This is a genomic window from Arthrobacter sp. FW306-07-I, assembly GCF_021800405.1.
In the GTDB taxonomy this organism is placed as follows: domain Bacteria; phylum Actinomycetota; class Actinomycetes; order Actinomycetales; family Micrococcaceae; genus Arthrobacter.
Genome location: NZ_CP084550.1, coordinates 3,168,004 through 3,187,239, shown reverse-complemented (window position 1 = coordinate 3,187,239; position 19,236 = coordinate 3,168,004). Strand labels below are relative to the sequence as shown.

Here is a 19,236-nt window from a genome sequence, read left to right as displayed (position 1 = left end):
CCGTTTTCTTCGCCGTGCCGCTTCCGGGCCGGATACTGTAGAAAGCATGACGTCTACCATCGCCGCCGAAACCGTTAGGCCGGAACGCAATATCCCCGCCGAGATCGCCCGCTCCTGGCTGCTGGTCAATGCCATGAAGCCGGAACTCTTCGACCAGTCGGCCGTTTCCCGCGCGGACTCGATCATCCTGGATATTGAAGACGCCGTGGACCCCTCGCAGAAGGACCAGGCCCGGAACAACGTCATCGACTGGCTTACCGCCGGCGGCAAGGCCTGGGTCCGGATCAACGACGCCACCAGCCCGTTCTGGGCTGATGACCTCGCCGGCCTGCGCGGCACCCCAGGGCTGCTGGGCGTCATGCTCGCCAAGACCGAATCCGCGGACCAGGTGACCGAGAGCTACCACCGCATGGACGGCAAGACGCCCGTCATCCCGCTCGTGGAATCCGCCCTCGGCATCGAGGAAGCCAACCACATCGCCAAGGCCCAGGGCGCGTTCCGCCTGGCCTTCGGCTCCGGCGACTTCCGCCGGGACACCGGCATGGCCGCCACCCCGGAAGCCATGGCCTACCCCCGCGCCAAGCTCGTGGTCGCCAGCCGCGTCGGCAACCTGCCGGGCCCCATCGACGGCCCCACCGTCGGCACCAACCACCCCATCCTGCGCGAGCAGACCGGCATCACCGTGATGATGGGCATGACCGGCAAGCTCTGCCTGGCGATCGACCAGACCCCGGTCATCAACGAGGTCATCAGCCCCACGCCGTCCGACGTCGCCTGGGCCACCGACTTCATGAACGACTTCGAGGCCAACGGCCGCGTCATCCGTGATGGCTCCGACCTGCCCCGCCTGGGCCGCGCCGAGAAGATCATGAAGCTCGCGGTAGCCTTTGGGGTGCAGCCCGCGCTGTAACACCCCCCACACACATCAGGAGACCCCGTTGACCGATACACGCTATCTGGTCCACGGGGTCTTTTGGGAGGGCCCGCCGGCTGTCCAGCCCGCGGAACCCGATAGGACAGCGGACGACGGCGGCGGCCCGGTTCTGCGCCTCCAGTCACCGGAGGGGGAGTTCCGGGAGATCGCCCTGCGCCGGGGACACCGGCTCGGCTTCCAGGTGGCGGAGCCCGGCAGGTTCTGCCTGGGCCATGTGCAGATGCGACAGGCCGGCTCGCGCAGCCACGTTCTCTGTGCCTCCGCTGCCCCGGCCATCCGGGGAAAGCAGTGCGAGCGGTGCTTCGTGCTGGACGAGTCGCGGCTGATGCACGACTTCCACCGCGGCGGCCGCGTGACTCCCGGCCTGCGGGAGTACCTGATGCAGGAACACTGGCTCTACGTGGCAACCTTTGCCGGCGGCGCCACCAAGGTGGGGACGGCGTCCGGCCCACGGAAGTGGAGCCGGCTCGCGGAGCAGGGGGCCGCGGTTGCGCGCTATGTTGCCCGGGCGCAGGACGGCCGGGTGGTGCGGATCCTTGAGGACCTGGTGACGGCCGACGTCGGGCTGACGCAGCAGGTGCGGTCCGCGGCCAAAGCCGAAGCACTGCTGCAGCCGCTCCCAGCCACGGCGTTGGACGCCGTCAATGCCCGTGCCGCCGGTGACGTTCGAGCACTCCTGGCGCGCACCGCCGTCGACGGTTTCGAACCTGTCGATGAGCAGTGGAGCAGGCCCGCGCATGCTGATGCCCTGTACGGGGATGCCATCTTTGGAAACAAGCTCCGCCATGCATACCCGCACGCCCTGGAGGCGGGGCAGCACGGGTTCGGCATTGCTGCCTTGAGCGGCGCGAACGCCTTGGCCCGGCTGGACGGCTCGGACGCGGATTTTGTGGTTAACCTGTCCCAACTGGCCGCCCGCACGATTGTCCTGGGTGACTTTGTTTCGGAGGTGCCCGCAGTGCAGGAAGCCCTGTTCTGACCCAGCCCGGGACGCCGGGCGCGGCCGGTAGACTTGGACGGTGCTGAACGAATTCTGGGCCACTGCGCCGACCCGCTACAAAGTCCTGGTTTTCAGCGCGATGGGCCTGATCGCCGTCGGTATCATCCTCAACCTCATCGGCAACACTGGTGGCAACCAAGGACTTGCCATGGCGTCCCTGCCGCTGATCGGGCTGGGCCTGGTCCTGCATGTCGTAGGCCTCGTGGTCCGCGGCCAGGCCATCCGCCGGAACCTCCGCCGGTAGCGGGCGCCAAAAACCGCGGCGGGCCTTTTCTAACGGCCAAGACGCGGACGATAGGCTGGAATCCATGACTATCAATCCGGATCTGCAGGGCCGAAGCTACCCTGCCGCAGAGGTGTACGACGTTGGCCGCGAGAAAATCCGCGAGTTCGCCCGCGCCGTGAAGGCCATCCACCCTGCACACTTCGACATCGACGCAGCCAAGGCGCTGGGCCACAGCGACCTGGTGGCGCCCCCCACCTTCGCCATCATCATCGCCCAGCGCGCCGATGCCCAGCTCATCCAGGATCCGGAAGCGGGCATCGACTTCTCCCGCGTGGTCCACGCAGACCAGCGCTTCACCCACCACCGGCCCATCATTGCCGGCGACCGCCTGGTGGCGGAACTGCATGTGGACGGCGTCCGGGCCATGGGCGGCGGTGCCATGATCACCACCCGTTCGGAGATCTTCGCCCTGGGTTCCGGCGACTCCCGGGAACCCGTCACCACCACCACGTCATCCATCCTGGTCCGCGGAGAGGGACAGTAGCCATGAGCCTCAGCATCCACGAACTCAGCCCCGGCCAGGAGATCGGCAGCCGTACCATCGAGGTGACCCGTACAGACCTGGTGAAGTACGCCGGCGCTTCCGGTGACTTCAACCCCATCCACTGGAACGAAGCCTTCGCCACCAGCGTGGAACTGCCGGGCGTGATCGCCCACGGCATGTTCACCATGGGCTCAGCCGTCCAGCTGGTGACTGACTGGGCAGGCGACCCCGCCGCCGTCGTCGATTTCCAGACCCGCTTCACCAAGCCCGTCCTGGTCACGGACACCACCGGGACCGACCAGCCCGGAGCCAGCATCGAGGTCAGCGGCATCATCGGGAAGCTCGACGCTGAAGCCAACACGGCGCGTATCGACCTCACAGTGGTCTCCGCCGGGCAGAAAGTCCTGATGAAGGCCCAGGCCCTCGTCAAGCTGTCCTAAGCTGCACCTTTTGACCACTCCTGCAGGAACCACCGCCACCGCCGCGCAAGTCACCGCCTGGCGCAACGCCGTCGTCATTGCCTACGGGGCCAGCGGCCTGGCCTTTGCCTCCTGGGTCTCCCGGTTGCCGGCCATCCGGGACGCGCTGGACCTCAGCCCTGGCAACGTGGGCATCATCCTGCTGTGCATGACGCTGGGCTCGTTCGCTTCCGTGTCCATGTCGGGGCTGATCGTGCTGCGGCTGGGCTCCAAGCGGACCATCCGCACCGGCAGCATTGTGGTGGGTGCCGGGCTGCTGACCACCGGTTTTGGCACAACTGTGCTGGCAAACCCGGTGGCCACAGCCGTCGGCCTGGCCATCATCGGCCTGGGTACCGGGAGCTGGAACACTGCCTCCAATGTGGAGGGCGCGGCGGTGGAACGGGCCGTGGGGAGGCACATCATGCCCCGGCTCCATGGGGCGTTCAGCCTGGGAACGGTAGCCGGGGCGGGGCTGGGTGCGCTGGCTGCGGCCGTGTCCCTGCCCGTGTTCTGGCACTTGGCAGCGGCAGGGGCGGTGGTGGCTGTTTCGGTGGCGACGGCTGCGTCCTGGTTCCGTGCCGATACTACGCCGGTGCCGGGCGAGCGCAGCTACTCCCCGGACAATTTCGAGGACCCCACTACAGGACCCATCCCCGTGATTCCTGCCGCGGGAACGGCGGAGGCGCCGCTGGACAACAAGCGCAGGATCGCCCAGGCCTGGCGGGAGCGGCGGACCCTGCTGCTCGGGGTCCTGGTGCTGGGCCTTGCACTGGCTGAAGGCGCCGCGGGGGACTGGGTGGCCCTGGGGCTGGCGGACGGCCACGGGCAGAGCGATGCCGCCGGTGCTGCCGGTTATGGCCTCTTTGTCACGTTCATGACCATCGGGCGCTTTGCCGGGACGGTGCTGCTCGATAAGTTCGGCAGGGTCCCGGTGATGCGGTGGTGCGCCGCGATGGCCGTGGTGGGCCTTGGCATCTTCGTCTTCGCCCCGGCGCCGTGGCTCGCCTACGTTGGGCTGGCGGCCTGGGGCCTGGGCGCCTCCCTGGGCTTTCCAGTGGGCATGTCCGCCGCGGCCGACGATCCAGCCAAAGCCGCCGCCCGGGTATCGGTGGTATCCACCATCGGGTACGGGGCGTTCCTGTGCGGGCCGCCGCTGCTTGGCCTGCTGGCCGAACACGTGGGCATCCTGCATTCACTCCTGGCCGTGATGGTAATGCTCGCTGTGAGCTTCGTGCTGTCGCCGGTGGCCCGGAAGGCTGCATAAGTACTCAGTTCTACTCTTCCGGAAGCGCGCAATCGAGTAACTTCAAGTACTGTGGATCGGTGACTCCCACCCTGCTTTCGTCCCTGACCACGTCCGCCGTCGGCGGCCCCGCCGGTACGTTCATCGAGGCGCGGACTGAGGCGGAGATCATCGACGCCGTCCGTTCCGCGGATGCGGCTGGTGAGCAGGTGCTGATCATCAGCGGCGGGTCCAACCTCCTGGTGTCCGACGACGGGTTCCCGGGGACCGTCATCAAAATCGCCTCGGAGGGGTTCACGGTCAACGCCGAGGACTCATGTGGGGGAGTGGCCGTGGTGGTGCAGGCAGGCCATAACTGGGACAAGCTGGTGGAGCACGCCGTCCGCCATGCCTGGTCCGGCATCGAGGCCCTCTCCGGCATTCCCGGCTCAACCGGCGCCACTCCCGTCCAGAATGTGGGCGCCTACGGTGCGGAAGTTTCGCAGACCATCGCCGCTGTCCGCACCTGGGATCGGCAGCGGAATGCCGTGCAGACCTTCACCAACTCGGAACTGAAGTTCGGCTACCGGGACTCCATCCTTAAGCAGACCACCGTCAACGGCTCGCCCCGGTACGTGGTGCTCACCGTTGAATTCCAGCTGCCGCTGGGGCGGATGAGCGCCCCCATCCGGTACGCCGAATTGGCGCGCGCCCTCGGTGTGGAGGTGGGCAAACGCGCGTACGCCAACGATGTCCGCCGTGAGGTGCTCCGGCTGCGCGGCTCCAAGGGCATGGTGTGGGACGCCACGGACAGGGACACCTACTCCACCGGCTCGTTCTTCACCAACCCCATCGTTTCCGCCGACGTGGCAGACAGGCTGCCGGAAGCGGCGCCACGCTACCCGGCCGGCCAGGACGGCCAGGTCAAACTTTCGGCAGCGTGGCTGATCGACCAGGCAGGATTCGGCAAGGGCTTTGGCCTGGAGCCGGAAGGCGTGGCCGGCGGCCGTGCCTCGCTCTCCACTAAGCACACCCTGGCCATCACCAACCGCGGCTCCGCCAGCGCCGCCGACATGGTGGCCGTCGCGCGGGAGGTGCGCGCCGGCGTCGAACACCGCTTTGGCATCTCGCTGCACCCGGAGCCGCTGCTGATCGGCCTGGAGCTCTAAGCGTTCCCCGCTGTCCCGCCTGCCGCAGGCGGGCCTAGGATGGGCGCATGGCTGCACAGGGTGCGCTCCGCGACCGCAGGATGATGGGGCGGCTGAGGCTTGCATCCCAGCGCCTTGCCGGGGATGCTGCCACCTCCGCTGCGGAGGCGGTCCGGTGGATGACCGCCATGCAGGCGCAGGACTTGCCGGCAGCACTCTGGGCCGTAGGTGCCAGGGTGCCCGCGGTGGGCAGCGCCGACGTCAGGGCTGCCATCAACAACGGCGAAGTGGTCCGATCCTGGCCCATGCGCGGAACGCTTCATCTGGTGGCTCCCGAGGACCTGCGCTGGATGCTGGAGCTCACGGCCGAACGGCTCACCAGGAGCATCGCGGCGCGGCACCGGCAGCTGGACATTGCGTGGGCCGACATCGAGAAGGCACGCGACCTGGCGCTGGACCGCATCCTGGGTGGCAGCCCCATCAGCCGTTCTGAGCTGTTCAAGGTGTTCGACGCCGGAGGCCAGCCGACGCACGGCCAGCGGGGAATCCACCTCCTGGGTTCGCTGTGCCGCCACGGGTGGCTGGTTCTGGGGCCGCTTGCCGGAAACCAACAGCTGGTCGCGGCCTTCGATGAGTGGATTCCGGCGTCCCGCAGCCTGGAGCGGGAGGAGGCCCTCCCTGAGTTCCTGCTGCGCTACTTCCGCAGTCACGGCCCGGCCACGCTTCGCGACTTCGCCTGGTGGACGCAGTTGCCGCTGACCGAGGTACGTGCCGCCTTTGAGATCGTCCGCCAAAAGCTGGCGGAACTGGAGGTTGAGGGCACCAGCTACTGGCTCTCACCCGACGTGGCCGCCCTCCTGGACACCGGCCTTCCGGGCGCGCGGTCCGTGCACCTGCTGCCCGGTTTCGACGAATTTGTCCTCGGCTACACGGACCGGACGCACGTCTTGGACCCCGGGCATTCCGACCTGATCGTGCCGGGCGGGAACGGCGTCTTCAAGAAGACGGTGGTCGCCGCGGGGAAGGTCATTGGCACCTGGGGACTGCAGGGCACGGGGCCGGGTGCCGTCGTCGTACCCGAATTCTTCGACGGAGCCCAGCCGCTGGGTCCTGCCGCCCAGGGCGCCCTCGTCAAAGCCGCGCAGCGCTACACAACATTCCTGGCCACCTGACCGGCCCCTGCCCGCATAACCGGCTCTTGCGCGCATGACCGGCCTCAGGCAGCAACGGAACGTCTCACCACCAGCCTCGACCGGATGATCCTGGACTGCGCCCGTATCCTCCCCCTGGAGGAAGCCACGGTGATCGGCGACCACGCGCTTCGAAAGGGTGCCGGCGGGGAGTCCAGGCGCCGGCTGCTCGGCGAAAGCCAGACCAAACTTGGCAGCAGGAGGGCCTTGGATCTTTTGGACGTGCTGGACGGGCGGTCGGAATCGGCGGGGGAGACGCGGACGCGGTTGCTGCTCCATGCGTTCGGTCTGCACAACTTCACCCCGCAGGTAGAGAACCCTACGCGTGAGGGTCTTTTCCGGGCTGATTTTGCCGATCCCGAGGCCCGGATAATCATCGAGTTCGACGTCGCCGCCAAGTACACCGATTACCGTCCCGCCGAAGATGTGCTGATTGCGGAGCGCCGCCGGGAGAACGCATTGCAGGAGTTTGGGATGGGCGTTCTTCCGAATCAACTGGGAGCACCTGGACCGGCCGGGGGAGCTGCGCCAAAGGCTGTCCGCGTTTCTGGCGCGGCACCCCGGAACGCAAAAGCGGCCCTTGCCCGCATGACCGTCGCTGGGCCGCAACGGTCATGCGGGCAAGGGCCGCTCTGACAGCAATCTGTAGGCGTTACAGGTTACCGGTGGCGATGTTGAGCATGCGGCGCAGCGGCTCGGCGGCGCCCCAGAGGAGCTGGTCGCCAACGGTGAACGCGCTGATGTACTGCGGCCCCATCTCCATCTTGCGGATGCGCCCCACGGGAATGTCCAGGGTGCCGGAGGCAGCCACGGGGGTCAGCTCGGCCATCGAGGCTTCCTTGGTGTTGGGAACCACCTTGGCCCACTGGTTGTCCTCGTCCAGGAGCTTTTCGATCTCGGCGACGGACAGGTCCTCGCGGAGCTTCAGGGTCAGGGCCTGGGAGTGGGAGCGCATGGCGCCGATCCGGACGCAGAGGCCGTCCATGATCACCCGGTTTTCCTCGGAGGTGCCCAGGATCTTGTTGGTCTCAACCCCGGCCTTCCACTCTTCCTTGGACTGCCCGTTGCCCAGGTCGGCGTCGATCCAGGGGATCAGGGAGCCGGCCAGGGGGACGCCGAACTGGGTGGCGTCGATGTCGGAGCGCTGGTGGGCCAGGACCTTGCGGTCAATGTCCAGGATGGCCGATGCGGGGTCGTCCAGTTCCGTGCTGACCTCGGCGTTGAGCGTGCCGAACTGGCTGAGCAGCTCACGCATGTGCCGCGCGCCGCCGCCTGAGGCTGCCTGGTAGGTCATGGAGGTTCCCCACTCCACCAGGCCGTTCTTGAACAGGCCGCCGAGGCCCATGAGCATGCAGGACACGGTGCAGTTGCCGCCGATGAAGTCCTTGGTGCCGTTGACCAGGCCCTTGTCGATGACGTCGCGGTTGATGGGGTCCAGCACGATGATCGAGTCGTCGTTCATGCGCAGGGTGGAGGCGGCGTCGATCCAGAGGCCGTCCCAGCCGCGGCTGCGCAGCTCGCCGTGGACCTGCTTGGTGTAGTCGCCGCCCTGGGCGGTGACGATAATGGGCAGCTTGGCCAGGGTGTCGAGGTCGAACGCGTTCTCGAGCTTGCCGGCGCCGTCAGCGAAGGACGGCGCGGCACCTCCCGCGTTGGAGGTGGAGAAGAACACCGGGTTGATGTTGGCGAAGTCGCCCTCGTCCTGCATGCGCTGCATCAGGACGGAACCGACCATGCCGCGCCATCCGACCAGGCCGACGGAAGGGGTAGCTGCTGTAGTCATTGGTCCAGTTTAGACTTCGTATCCGGCACGGCGCAGTCGGTTACGTCACGCCGTGGGCGGCTTGGAAAGGTACGACGGCGGCAGGCACCTGAGGCATTCATTCGAGCGGTCGCGGGAGGTTCCTGCCCTTGGGCAGCTTTTCCGCTTTGCATTCGGAGCTTGCCTGCTGGTCACTCGCTGACATGTCCTGCTCCTGGTTCCGGTGCGTGCCGTTCCTTACGCAGCTTCTTGGCCCGGTACTCGTCCCTCGCCAAGCCGAAGGTGTACCAAGCGCCGAATCCCCCTAAAGCGATGGCGAACAACGCGCCCCACTCGGGCCCTGCGGTGTGCCCGAACGAAGCGAGGAACAGAACTGAAGAGCCAAGGAACATGAGCCCCAGAAAGGCAGACACTATTCCCATGCCCCACCAGGTCCGGACCTGTGCCTGGCCTCGGCCCGGGGAAAAGCCGATCTCGTCCCCGGGATAGCTGTGCAGCTCGCCCGTATTGGTCCTGCGCAGAACGCGTTTCTCACCCCGTGCAAGCGCTGCCTTGTGCTCGGCATACACTTCGTCGTTGCGGCGTTCACGGTCGCGGTCGAAGTTCACAGTCAGTCCTTACGGATGGTGCGGATCTGTTCAAGAAGGGAAGCTTCATCCACGCCCATGGTTTCAATAATGTTCTCTTGCTGCGAGTCGGCCGTACCGGTGGTCCATGCCCCATCGCCGCCCTTCTTCACGTAAAGGGTCTGTCCGGTGGGATCCTCGCGGCGGCGGAGAGTGGCGCCGCCCTCCGGGTTGTTGTCCAGGTGCTGCTTGATAACCATGAGGTTGGCCTCGGCGGCGGTAACATCCGGTCGTTGAGCCATTGCCCACCACGTGAAGTAGGCGCGGGGCTGGAACAGCAGATGGATGTCATCGCTTTCCATGAAGACGACGCTGTCGCCCCCTTCGGCCGTCAGCAGCGAGATCTCAATGCGGCGGGTGGCGGAGGAGAGAAGGGCAGCCACGGCGGCAGTGGGTCCTGATACGGAGAGGAGCCCGTCACTTTCGGCCTTGGCCAGGCCACGGGCCACCAGTGAGGACGCGCCTGCGCTCACCATGTCCGTGTTGTTCAGATAGCCATCAACCCTCAGTGCTTCAGCGCTGAGCACGGCAGCGTCCCCGCCCTTCAGACGTGCGAGGGTAACCATCTCGGCAAAGCCATATCCGATGGCGTCGGGGATGGCTTCCGCAGTTGTCTCAGTCATCGTCAATACCTCTCGTTGTGGGCTCAGAATCCAAAGAAGTCCCCGACTTTTTCGGCCGCATCCCCGGCGCCTTCCCAAGCTTCCTTGGCACCATCAGCGATGGACGCGCCGACGGCATTGACTGTTTCCTTGACTACCGGAACATTGTCGTAGATGGCCAATGCGCCGGACGCTACCATTGCAGCGGTCCCAACGGGGGGCGGGATGAAGCCGGCTGCGCCCAACCCTGCCTTGACCACCGAATACCAGGCTTGGCCGTTGTCGTCAGGATTGCCATTGCTGAAGTTGTTGAGAGCGTCAAGGGCATCAAGGCCAACTCCGATGCCGCCCAAGGCTTTACCTCCGAACTCGAAAAACTTGGCCGCCTTGCCGCCCTCGGCGAGGTTCAGGGCGGTGTCCCACCTGCCGTCGAACAACTCAGAAGAGGTGTTGAAATACTGGCTCAGCATGTTCGAGTCCTGGACGGCCTTTGCAACGCTCCGGAAGTCTCCAGAGAAGAGGAACTCGCCGAGGTTGTCTGCCTTGCTGATGAAATGGGGAAGATCGAACAGTCCTGCCCGGAGATTCGGCAACGCTTTGGTGAGGTTGTAGATGTCCCAGCCGCTGCGGGACGGGGAGTCCGGATCAGTCAGCCAGTCCGGTCCCCAAGGATCGTTGCTGCCCTGCCCCGGCATTGGCGGGCGGGGGCCGTTGCTGCCTCCAGGACCACCCGCGCCGGATCCTCCACCGGAGCCCGAGCCGTTAGTACTGGCCTTCTCCTGCTCATCCGCGTTCTTGAGCAGCACCTTTGATTCCTGCTGCAACCGCGAGACGGTCTGTTGCAGAAGCGTCCGGTGGTTGGTGTTCCAGTCAGACCGGAATCGCTGGGCGTCTGCGCCCTTCCAGGCCGGGTTGTTGTTGATCTGGCTGCTCAGTTGCGTCGATTGCTGCTGCAGCAGGTCCGCCGTCTTGCTGAACTGCTGCGCGAGGGTGCGCAGTTGCTCGACGTCCGCGCCCCACAAAGTTCCTGCCACCAGAATTCCCCCCAATATTCATTCAACAGCCCCCAGAGTGCTGCGTGCCCCAGCCTAGGGCAGGAGCAGGCCGGCCGCGATGGGGTGGCCTCCCCATGCCGCCGCCGTAAGCGCTAGCTTTGGTCCGACTGCTCCAGCACCGCTGCTTTCCGCGCGCGGAGCGCAAAGAACGCACCGAAGGTGAAGACCTGCGTGACCACCACCAGCACGATGGCTCCGGCGATCTTGTTGCCGCCCAGGATCATCGTCAGCCCCACGATTGCGGAGAGCAGCGCTAGGAGGGGCAGCAGCATGTAGCCCAGGACGAACAAGGTTTCCGGTTTCTTCAGCATGTTCCTAGCCCTCTGTCCGTGACCATTTGGTGAATCGGTAGCGCGTGCCGTTGGCCCCCGTCAGCCACCCGTCGGGCGGGACGGAGGCGGTGGCCTCCCAACCGGGGCCAAGCTCGGGAGCGAACGTGTCGCCGTCGGCCTTCACATCGATGGTGGTGACCACCGCGACGTTGGCCAGCTCGGTGGACTGGCGGAACACCTCGCCGCCGCCCAGGATCCACACCGTTTCGCCGCCGTCGACAAACTGCGACTCAAGGAGCGCATCATCAAGGGAGGGAACCACGACGGCGCCCTCCGCCTCAGGTGTGTCGGCCCAACTCTTCTGCCGGGTGATCACGATGTTGGTGCGGCCGGGCAGGGGACGGTACTTGTCCGGGAAGGACAGCCACGTCTTGCGGCCCATGATGACGGGATGCCCGGTGGTGAGCCGGGTGAAGTGCTTAAGGTCCTCGGGCAGGTGCCAGGGCATGTCCCCGTCCTTGCCGATCACGCCGTCGGAGGTCTGCGCCCAGACCAGCCCGACGCCGGTGATTGAGGCGGCCAGTTCCTCCGTGAAGGACTGCGGATCCGTAAAGTTTTCGGTGCTCATACCGCTATCGGTGCCTTGATCGTAGGGTGGTGCTTGTAGCCAACCACGTCGAAGTCCTCCAGGGTGTAGTCGAAGATCGACGCCGGCTTCCGGTTGATCTTCAGCTGCGGGTACTCGTACGGCTCGCGTTCCAGCTGTTTGAGGACCTGGTCCATATGGTTCTCGTAGATGTGGACGTCCCCGCCAGTCCAAATGAATTCGCCCGGCTCCAACCCCACCTGCTGCGCCACCATGCACGTGAGCAGCGCGTAGGAGGCGATGTTGAACGGAACACCCAGGAACATGTCAGCGGAGCGCTGGTAGAGCTGGCAGGACAGCTTTCCGTTGGCCACATAGAACTGGAAGAACGCGTGGCAGGGCGGCAGCGCCATGTCGTTGAGCTCGGAGACATTCCACGCAGACACGATGTGCCGGCGGGAGTCGGGGTTCGACTTCAGGTTCTCGATGAGCTCAGCGATCTGGTCGATGTGGCCGCCGTCGGGGGTCGGCCAGCTGCGCCACTGCACGCCGTAGACCGGGCCAAGGTCGCCGTCTTCATCCGCCCATTCGTTCCAGATGGTGACCCCCTGGTCGGTCATCCACTTGATGTTGGTCTCGCCGCGCAGGAACCACAGGAGTTCCACGGCCACGGACTTGAAGTGGACACGCTTGGTGGTGATCAAGGGAAAGCTCTTGGAGAGGTCAAAGCGGATCTGGCGCCCGAAAACGCTGGTGGTTCCGGTGCCCGTACGGTCCGATTTATGCGTGCCGTTGGCCAGGACATCGCGCAGGAGGTCTTCATAAGGCGTTGGGATGCTCACGCCCCAAGTCTACTGGCTGGGGGTCATGGACTGGCGGTGCTGCTGCTCGCGCTCGCGTCGTGTGGCCGGCAACGGGAATCACCGCGACCACCACTGCGGCCGCCGCCAGCAGAGCCCCGACGGCGGGCGCCGCCTCCCACATGTTGCCCCAGTGGTCCGGGTCCAGAGTGGGGGATGTCCGGTGCAGCTTTGGTCCTGCGCTCATCAGCAGCACTCCTGCCTCCGCAGCGAGGAAAGCGGCGAGGGTACGGATGACGCGGTGCACGGTAATGGCGCGGAGTGCGGTATCGAGCCCCGGGACCGTCGCCGCGACGCTGCTCCGTCTTCGGGTAAATGCAAGGGGAACACCGGAAACGAGCACGAGTCCGGCGCTGGTCCAGGCAGTCACCGGCCACGTTTGTTCCACTTCCAACTCCACCTGCCGCCACGCAACAACGACGACGACCGCCACAAGAACGGCCGCCGCCACCACAAGGGTGCCGGCGATGGCGGGCGGGACGGTCTGGCGCGGCCAGTGGCAGGGCTGGTCCGCGGCCCCGTAATTCCGGTGGACCAGCAGCTCTCCGAGCGCAACAACCGCCAGGACGGCGGCGGCTGATGCGGCCACGAAGAGCGCGGGGCTCCCGGTAACCGCTCCCGGGGCGAATATTGCTGCAGGCACAGGCGCAAATGCGGCCAGACCCATGACCGCGCCAATAGACACCACCAGCCTGGTGACCGGTTGCGGGCCGGCACCGCCATTCCAGCGGGCCGGTGACCTCCCGGGAAGCCTGGGTGGGGCCCAGAGAAGCATCAGCAGCAGGACGGCCAGGTTCAAGGCACCGGCCGGGTTAAGCCAGTTGGCCGGCCCGGTGGCCGGATCGGGGCGGGCTGCGTGGTTGCCTGCGATGGCCGCCAGCCCTGAGGCTACGGTTGCAACCGTGCGGAGAAAGCGGTTCGTGGTAATGGTCCTCAACAGGCCATCAGCATCTGTGCCCAGCCCAGGAAGCGGTGGGCGGTGGGCCACCAGCACCAGCACCAGCAGCGTTCCAAGTACCAGGACGAGCAAAGCACCGCCAAGGTATGCCGCGAGTTGGACGCCGGGAATCCGGCCTTCGCCGCCCCTTGGGACAAAACTGCCAGTGCCGTCAGGCCACGACTCGTACGGCAGCGGGGAAAAGCCGGGCAGAGTGGATGTCCATATGATTTGCGCGGCAGAAAGCAGGAAGACCACAGCAACGGTCCAGGACAGGCGGCGGGGCAGGAACTCCCGGATGCGACGGATATGTCGCGGCCCAGCGGGCATCGACCGCGACCCGAAGTAGCTCAGTTGGCCCAGGACGTGTGCAGCCAGGCAGCCGAAAACAGGCCAGGCGAGGGCCGGCAGGATCTCAATGGGTCGATTTGCGGCTCCAGGTACGGGGAGTATCCCTGCGTTGGTCACTGGGAGCAGCGAACTGCCCATCCAGCCGATGATCCCAACCCACAATGCGTGCCGCGCAGCTGCCGCTGCAACGTCTCTCCTGCCGCCTGTCCGCAGTATCGACCGCAACAGGAGATAAACGGCGGCCGCCAGCAGCAGGGGCCACAGGATGACTGCAGGCGGAATGTCGTGGGCAACAGCGATCGTGGCAGCCTGCACTTTTCCCCCAAAAGCGTGCGTCGTCCCCTAAGTCAAAGCTGCCGGATCGGCTGGGTCAAGCCGGAAGGCAAAACCTAGTCATCGAAGGGTTTGAACTGCTCCACCGCCACGACCCGTTTCCTGCCGCCCACGGCCACGTGGCAGACCACCACTTCGCCTGGTGACAAGTACGGCTCGCGCGCCGGCAGCAGCTTGGCAAGGTGTGACGGCATGTGCTCCGCCAGCTGCTTCAGCACCGTCGGCAGGGCAGGCCGGTGCGTGCAGACAACCACAGGCTTCTGCTTGTCGAACAGGGACTCGATGACGGCGGCCGTCTTCTTGGGGCTGCGCTGGTGCTTGTGCTCGGTGAGGCCTTCAGCGAGCTTCACCTTGGCCCCCGTGGCCCGCGCGTACGGAGCAACGGTGGCCACGCAGCGCAGCCACGGGCTGGTGACGATGCGCATCGGCTTCCACGCCTGCAGCAGCCGGCCGACAGCCTGCGCCTGCCGGGTGCCGGTGGCTGCCAGCGGTCGCTCGCCCTCGGCCTTGCTCCAGGAGGAGCGCGGCTTGGCCTTGGCATGGCGCAACACCAGCAGCGGCCAAGTGTCCAGCGCGCCCCGTTCGTGCGCGTCCCGCAGGTATTCAAGGGGTACGACGTCGGACGGGTTGGACAGCAGGCGGGCGGCCTTTTCGGGGGCGCACCACATGACGCTGTCCACCTCCTTGCCGTCCGGCACCAAGGTGGTGCCGTTGACCTTTACCGCCCAGTAGTGGACCACCTTCAGGCCCGACGTCACGTGGTAGTGGATGGGCGGCAGCGGTATGCCCAGCGGCGCTCGCAGGCCGATCTCCTCCCATACCTCACGGACAGCGCACTCGGGGACCGTCTCGCCGGCGTCGATCTTTCCCTTGGGCCAGGACCAATCGTCGTAACGGGGCCGGTGGATCAGCAGGACTTCAAGGCTGTCCTTGTTGATCCGCCACGGGATGGCACCCGCAGCGGTGACCGCTACGGGTTCCCCTGGGTGGTCAGTCTGGTCAGCTACGAGTGCATCGCTCGACACGCGGCTGCCTATCGCCGGCTCAGGCTGCGTTGCCGCGGCCGGGATGCCAGCAGCCAGGACTGGACGTCTTCAAGCGGCTTGCCGTCCTCGGACAGGTGGTGCCGGGTCCAGTGGCCCGCGTTGTCCAGGTGCCAGCTGGAGGTTTCCGGCGCCATGTAGCGGCGCATGAGGTCAAGGACGTAGGTAATGTCGTCCGCGCTGGCCAGCTGGACCAGGGCCTCCACCCGGCGGTCCAGGTTCCGGTGCATCATGTCCGCGGAACCGATGTACACCACGGGATCGCCGCCGTTGGCGAAAGCGAACACCCGCGAGTGCTCCAGGAACCGGCCAAGGATGGAACGGACGGTGATGTTGTCGCTCAGGCCTGGAACGCCGGGACGCAGCGAGCAGATGCCACGGACCACCACGTCCACCTTGACCCCCGCCTGGGACGCGCGGTAGAGCGAGTCGATAATTGCCTCGTCCACCATGGAGTTGACCTTGATCTGGACATGCCCCGGCACTCCCGCCCGGGCGTTGCGGATCTCGGTCTCGATCCGGTCGATGAGTCCCGACCGGACGGAGCGGGGGGCTACCAGGAGCCGTTTGAAGGTGGACTTCGGTGCGTAGCCGGAGAGCTGGTTGAACAGCTTGGAGAGGTCCTCGCCCACCTGCTCGTTGGCGGTCAGCAGGCCCAGGTCCTCGTAGTAGCGCGCCGTGCGGGGGTGATAGTTGCCGGTGCCAATGTGGCAGTAGCGGCGCAGCCCGTCCACTTCCTGCCGGACCACCAGCGAAAGCTTGCAGTGCGTCTTCAGGCCAACGATGCCGTAGACAACGTGCACGCCGGCCTGCTCCAACTTACGGGCCCAGGAGATGTTGGCCTGCTCATCGAAGCGCGCCTTGATCTCCACCAGGGCCAGGACCTGCTTGCCGGCCTCGGCAGCGTCGATCAGGGCATCAACGATGGGGGAGTCGCCGGACGTGCGGTACAGGGTCTGCTTGATGGCCTGGACCTTTGGGTCCGCCGCAGCCTGTTCCAGGAACGCCTGGACTGAAGTGGAAAACGAGTCATACGGGTGGTGCAGCAGGATGTCCCGGCGCCGCATGGCGGCGAACACGTTCGCAGCCTTGGAGGTCTCGGACTCGTTCAGGTACCTGGAGGTGTGCGGAACATGCTTGGGGTAGTGCAGGTCGGCCCGGTCGATGCCGGCAATGACTGAGAGGCCCCGGAGGTCCAGCGGAGCCGGCACCGAGTACACCTCGGATTCCTCCACACCCAGCTCGCGGATGAGGAGCGCACGGATGTTGGGGTTGATGTCGTTGGTGACTTCAAGCCTGACGGGCGGGCCGAACCGGCGGCGCAGGAGTTCCTTCTCAAGGGCCTGCAAGAGGTTCTCGGCGTCGTCCTCCTCCACCTCCACGTCCTCGTTGCGGGTGACGCGGAACGTGTGGTGCTCCAGGACCTCCATGCCCGGGAACAGTTTGTCCAGGTGGACGGCGATGACTTCCTCAAGCGCGATGAACCGGGCAACCCGGCCCGGCACCGCGCCGGCACGGGGACCGTCGATGGAGATCAGCCGCGGCAACTGGTCCGGGACCTTGACGCGGGCGAAGAGTTCCTTGTCGCTGACGGGGTTCCTCACCACCACGGCGAGGTTCAGCGACAGACCGGAAATGTACGGGAAGGGATGCGCCGGGTCAACGGCGAGGGGAGTCAGGATGGGGAAGACTTTTTCCGCGAACATGACGCTGAGCTGCTGCTGGGCTGTGTCGTCCAGTTCATCCCACTGCATGAGGTGGATGTGCTCGTACGCCAGCGCCGGCCGGATCTGGTCAGCGTACACCTGGGCGTGCCGCGCCTGGAGCCGGTGGGCTTCCTCGCTGATGCTCTCCAGCACCTCGACGGGGCTCAGCCCGGCGGGGGAGGGGACCGCCAGGCCCGTGGCGATGCGGCGCTTGAGGCCGGCCACGCGGACCATGAAGAACTCGTCCAGGTTGGAGGCGAAGATGGACAGGAAGTTGACGCGCTCCAGAAGTTGCAGGGTGGGGTCCTCGGCCAGCTCCAGCACCCGGGAATTGAAGGCGAGCCAGCTCAGCTCGCGGTCCAGGAACCGGTCGGGGCGGATGTCGCCTTCCGGCTGCAGGTTCGGTGCGAACTCCGGGATGTCAATGCGGTCCTGGGTAGCCCTGGATGCCGGTACCTCGGAGGAGCCGAAGCGTGCCCTGACGGGCACCGCAACATCCTGGGACGTGGCTGTTCCGGAAGGTTCCGGGTTCATGGCTGCTCCTTTTGCTGGCGCTCTGGTGCCGGCGCTTCCGCCCCGCGCGGTTCCTTCTCAACCTTACAAGCATTCACCGAGGGCACGGCCCTTGTTTTACGCGCTGACGGCGTTCGCCGGGTCGCCCTGTTCAGCCCGCAGCCGGCCCATACATGACGTCCATGTCCCACCGGGTGAAACCCAGCCGCCGGTACAGGGCCACCGCTGCGCTGTTGTCGGCGTCGACGTAAAGCATGACGGCGCTCAACCCTGCGTCACGGAGGTGCTTGATGCCCGCAATCGTCAGGGCCTTGCCCAGGCCCATGCCCTGCGCCTGGGGCGTCACTCCCACCACATACACCTCGCCGATGGCGGGGTGCGCACCATGCCGCGGGTGGACCTTGGTCCAGTGGTAGCCCAGCAGCCGGCCGTCCCGGTCCTCGGCCAGGAAGAATCCGGCAGGATCAAACCAGTCTTCCGCCATGCGCGCCTCGAGGTCGGCCCTGGTCAGGTTGCCCTGTTCCGGGTGGTGGGCAAACGCCGCGCGGTTGGCAGCCAGCCAGGAATCCTCGTCCTTGCCCGGCACGAAGGTGCGGATGGCCACCCCGTCCGGGAGGCCGGCGTCGGGCAGGTCCGCGCCCGCCGTCGTCATCCGCATTTTCCACAGCTCGCGCATGGGCGCGTAGCCGTAGCGTGCGGCAAGGTCGGCAGCGGCCTCGTGGTTCCCGTGGGACCAGGCCTTCAGCCCGTCGAAGCCGCGGACTTCCTTGAGCGCTCCGACCAGCCGGTCCGCCACGCCCTGGTTCCGGTAGGAGGGATGGACAGCGATTTCCAGGACGCCGTTGCCGTCGGGCTCTTCAACCACCACGGCGAAGCCTGCCAGGTCCTGGGCGGTGGCGGGATCGGAGTCCTCGTCCGGCGCGTACAGCGCCAGTGTCAGCAGCGTGTGCTCCGCGGAGTCCCCGGCACGCATGGTCACCAGGGTCTGCTCGGAAATGGACGGGTTGCCGTCCGATTCCTCGGCGGCGGCCAGGAGGTCCCGGCAGTCTTTCAGGAGTTGCTGGTCAACTCCGCCACGGACGACATGGACGGGCCACTTCTGCGGATGCGCTGGAGTCATGAGCCAAGGCTATACGTCGACGGCGGACGGGGCTCAGGCTTCGGTGAGTTCGTCTTCCTGCTGCCGGACCAGGGTGAGGCGGTAGCCAACGTTCCTGACCGTGCTGATGAGGTTCTCGTGGTCCGCCCCAAGCTTGGCCCGCAGGCGCCGGACGTGGACGTCCACGGTGCGGGTGCCGCCGTAGTAGTCGTACCCCCAGACCTCGGTGAGCAGCTGCTGGCGGGTGAAGACACGCCCGGGATGCTGCGCCAGGTACTTGAGGAGCTCGAACTCCTTGAAGGTCAGGTTCAGCGGCGCACCGTTTACCCGGGCCGTGTAGCTGGCTTCATCGATGATGACGCCGGCGGCGCGGATTTCGGTCGGCGCGTCTTCCTGCTCCGGGACGGCACGGGCGACGGAGAGCCGGATGCGGGCCTCCACCTCGGCGGGGCCGGCGGAATCAAGGACGATATCGTCAACAGCCCAGGCCGACGAGACTGCGGCCATGCCGCCTTCGGTCAGGATCAGCACCAGCGGGGCGCTGAGGCCGGTGGCTTTGAGGAGCTGGGTAAGGGAACGGGCGCCCACCAGGTCCTTGCGGGCGTCCAGCAGGACGACGTCGCAGGGGTCCGTTTCCAGCAGGGCCGTGGGTTCGGCGGGCAGGATATGGACCCGGTGGTTCAGCAACTCGAGGGCAGGCAGGATGTCCACCGAAGAACCGGTGCTGTTGGTCAGTAACAGGATGTGCGACATTGTTCCTCCAAGG

21 protein-coding genes are annotated in these 19,236 nt (G+C 66.3%); 9 read left to right on the top strand and 12 right to left on the bottom strand.

Annotated elements, in window-relative coordinates:
* Window positions 1-46: 46 nt before the first annotated feature.
* The 9 genes from LFT46_RS14750 to LFT46_RS14710 all read left to right on the top strand — a co-directional run bounded on the left by LFT46_RS14750 (window position 47) and on the right by LFT46_RS14710 (window position 7,361).
* Window positions 47-910 (top strand): HpcH/HpaI aldolase/citrate lyase family protein, encoded by an 864-nt coding sequence (locus LFT46_RS14750; RefSeq protein ID WP_141942759.1) that lies wholly within the window; start codon window positions 47-49, stop codon window positions 908-910.
* A 28-nt stretch (window positions 911-938) separates the two neighbouring features.
* Entirely contained in the window at window positions 939-1,913 is a 975-nt protein-coding gene (locus tag LFT46_RS14745) for a DUF2797 domain-containing protein (protein WP_236820198.1), read from the top strand.
* 40 nt (window positions 1,914-1,953) lie between these two features.
* Window positions 1,954-2,178: a DUF3188 domain-containing protein gene (locus tag LFT46_RS14740; protein ID WP_236799153.1), complete on the top strand. Its 225-nt coding sequence runs from the start codon at window positions 1,954-1,956 to the stop codon at window positions 2,176-2,178.
* Window positions 2,179-2,242: 64 nt separating this feature from the next.
* The gene (locus LFT46_RS14735; RefSeq protein ID WP_236820197.1) at window positions 2,243-2,704 is read left to right on the top strand and encodes an FAS1-like dehydratase domain-containing protein; all 462 of its coding nucleotides are present in this window, start codon (window positions 2,243-2,245) and stop codon (window positions 2,702-2,704) included.
* A 2-nt stretch (window positions 2,705-2,706) separates the two neighbouring features.
* Window positions 2,707-3,144 (top strand): MaoC family dehydratase, encoded by a 438-nt coding sequence (locus LFT46_RS14730; RefSeq protein WP_236820196.1) that lies wholly within the window; start codon window positions 2,707-2,709, stop codon window positions 3,142-3,144.
* A 10-nt stretch (window positions 3,145-3,154) separates the two neighbouring features.
* Complete coding sequence (locus tag LFT46_RS14725; protein ID WP_236820195.1) at window positions 3,155-4,429, top strand: MFS transporter; 1,275 nt, start codon at window positions 3,155-3,157, stop codon at window positions 4,427-4,429.
* Window positions 4,430-4,488: 59 nt separating this feature from the next.
* Window positions 4,489-5,556, top strand: coding sequence for a UDP-N-acetylmuramate dehydrogenase (locus LFT46_RS14720; RefSeq protein ID WP_236820194.1), 1,068 nt, complete (start codon window positions 4,489-4,491; stop codon window positions 5,554-5,556).
* Window positions 5,557-5,603: 47 nt separating this feature from the next.
* The gene (locus LFT46_RS14715; protein WP_236820193.1) at window positions 5,604-6,707 is read left to right on the top strand and encodes a winged helix DNA-binding domain-containing protein; all 1,104 of its coding nucleotides are present in this window, start codon (window positions 5,604-5,606) and stop codon (window positions 6,705-6,707) included.
* A gap of 84 nt (window positions 6,708-6,791) precedes the next feature.
* A complete protein-coding gene (locus tag LFT46_RS14710; RefSeq protein ID WP_236820192.1) occupies window positions 6,792-7,361 on the top strand; it encodes a hypothetical protein in 570 nt (189 codons plus the stop codon).
* A gap of 16 nt (window positions 7,362-7,377) precedes the next feature.
* Here LFT46_RS14710 and asd read toward each other — a convergent pair whose 3' ends face one another.
* The 12 genes from asd to LFT46_RS14650 all read right to left on the bottom strand — a co-directional run bounded on the left by asd (window position 7,378) and on the right by LFT46_RS14650 (window position 19,223).
* On the bottom strand, window positions 7,378-8,508 hold the full coding sequence (asd, locus tag LFT46_RS14705; RefSeq protein WP_236799146.1) for an aspartate-semialdehyde dehydrogenase: 1,131 nt from the start codon (window positions 8,506-8,508) through the stop codon (window positions 7,378-7,380).
* Window positions 8,509-8,678: 170 nt separating this feature from the next.
* The gene (locus LFT46_RS14700; protein WP_236820191.1) at window positions 8,679-9,095 is read right to left on the bottom strand and encodes a COX15/CtaA family protein; all 417 of its coding nucleotides are present in this window, start codon (window positions 9,093-9,095) and stop codon (window positions 8,679-8,681) included.
* A gap of 2 nt (window positions 9,096-9,097) precedes the next feature.
* On the bottom strand, window positions 9,098-9,736 hold the full coding sequence (locus LFT46_RS14695; protein WP_236820190.1) for a hypothetical protein: 639 nt from the start codon (window positions 9,734-9,736) through the stop codon (window positions 9,098-9,100).
* Between the two features lie 23 nt (window positions 9,737-9,759).
* A complete protein-coding gene (locus tag LFT46_RS14690; RefSeq protein WP_236820189.1) occupies window positions 9,760-10,749 on the bottom strand; it encodes a hypothetical protein in 990 nt (329 codons plus the stop codon).
* A 113-nt stretch (window positions 10,750-10,862) separates the two neighbouring features.
* Complete coding sequence (locus tag LFT46_RS14685) at window positions 10,863-11,081, bottom strand: NF038396 family protein (protein WP_018760496.1); 219 nt, start codon at window positions 11,079-11,081, stop codon at window positions 10,863-10,865.
* Between the two features lie 4 nt (window positions 11,082-11,085).
* Complete coding sequence (locus LFT46_RS14680; protein ID WP_236799142.1) at window positions 11,086-11,670, bottom strand: dihydrofolate reductase; 585 nt, start codon at window positions 11,668-11,670, stop codon at window positions 11,086-11,088.
* A complete protein-coding gene (locus tag LFT46_RS14675; RefSeq protein WP_236799141.1) occupies window positions 11,667-12,470 on the bottom strand; it encodes a thymidylate synthase in 804 nt (267 codons plus the stop codon). The genes LFT46_RS14680 and LFT46_RS14675 overlap by 4 nt, the downstream gene beginning before the upstream one ends.
* A complete protein-coding gene (locus tag LFT46_RS14670; protein ID WP_236820188.1) occupies window positions 12,448-14,091 on the bottom strand; it encodes a hypothetical protein in 1,644 nt (547 codons plus the stop codon). Before LFT46_RS14670 ends, LFT46_RS14675 begins: the two co-directional genes overlap by 23 nt.
* Before the next feature lie 74 nt (window positions 14,092-14,165).
* Window positions 14,166-15,134, bottom strand: coding sequence for an NUDIX hydrolase (locus LFT46_RS14665; protein ID WP_236820187.1), 969 nt, complete (start codon window positions 15,132-15,134; stop codon window positions 14,166-14,168).
* Window positions 15,135-15,142: 8 nt separating this feature from the next.
* The gene (locus LFT46_RS14660) at window positions 15,143-17,392 is read right to left on the bottom strand and encodes an RNA degradosome polyphosphate kinase (RefSeq protein ID WP_236799138.1); all 2,250 of its coding nucleotides are present in this window, start codon (window positions 17,390-17,392) and stop codon (window positions 15,143-15,145) included.
* 130 nt (window positions 17,393-17,522) lie between these two features.
* Window positions 17,523-18,491 (bottom strand): mycothiol synthase, encoded by a 969-nt coding sequence (gene mshD / locus LFT46_RS14655; RefSeq protein ID WP_236799137.1) that lies wholly within the window; start codon window positions 18,489-18,491, stop codon window positions 17,523-17,525.
* Between the two features lie 33 nt (window positions 18,492-18,524).
* Window positions 18,525-19,223: a winged helix-turn-helix transcriptional regulator gene (locus LFT46_RS14650; RefSeq protein WP_236799136.1), complete on the bottom strand. Its 699-nt coding sequence runs from the start codon at window positions 19,221-19,223 to the stop codon at window positions 18,525-18,527.
* Window positions 19,224-19,236 lie beyond the last annotated feature (13 nt).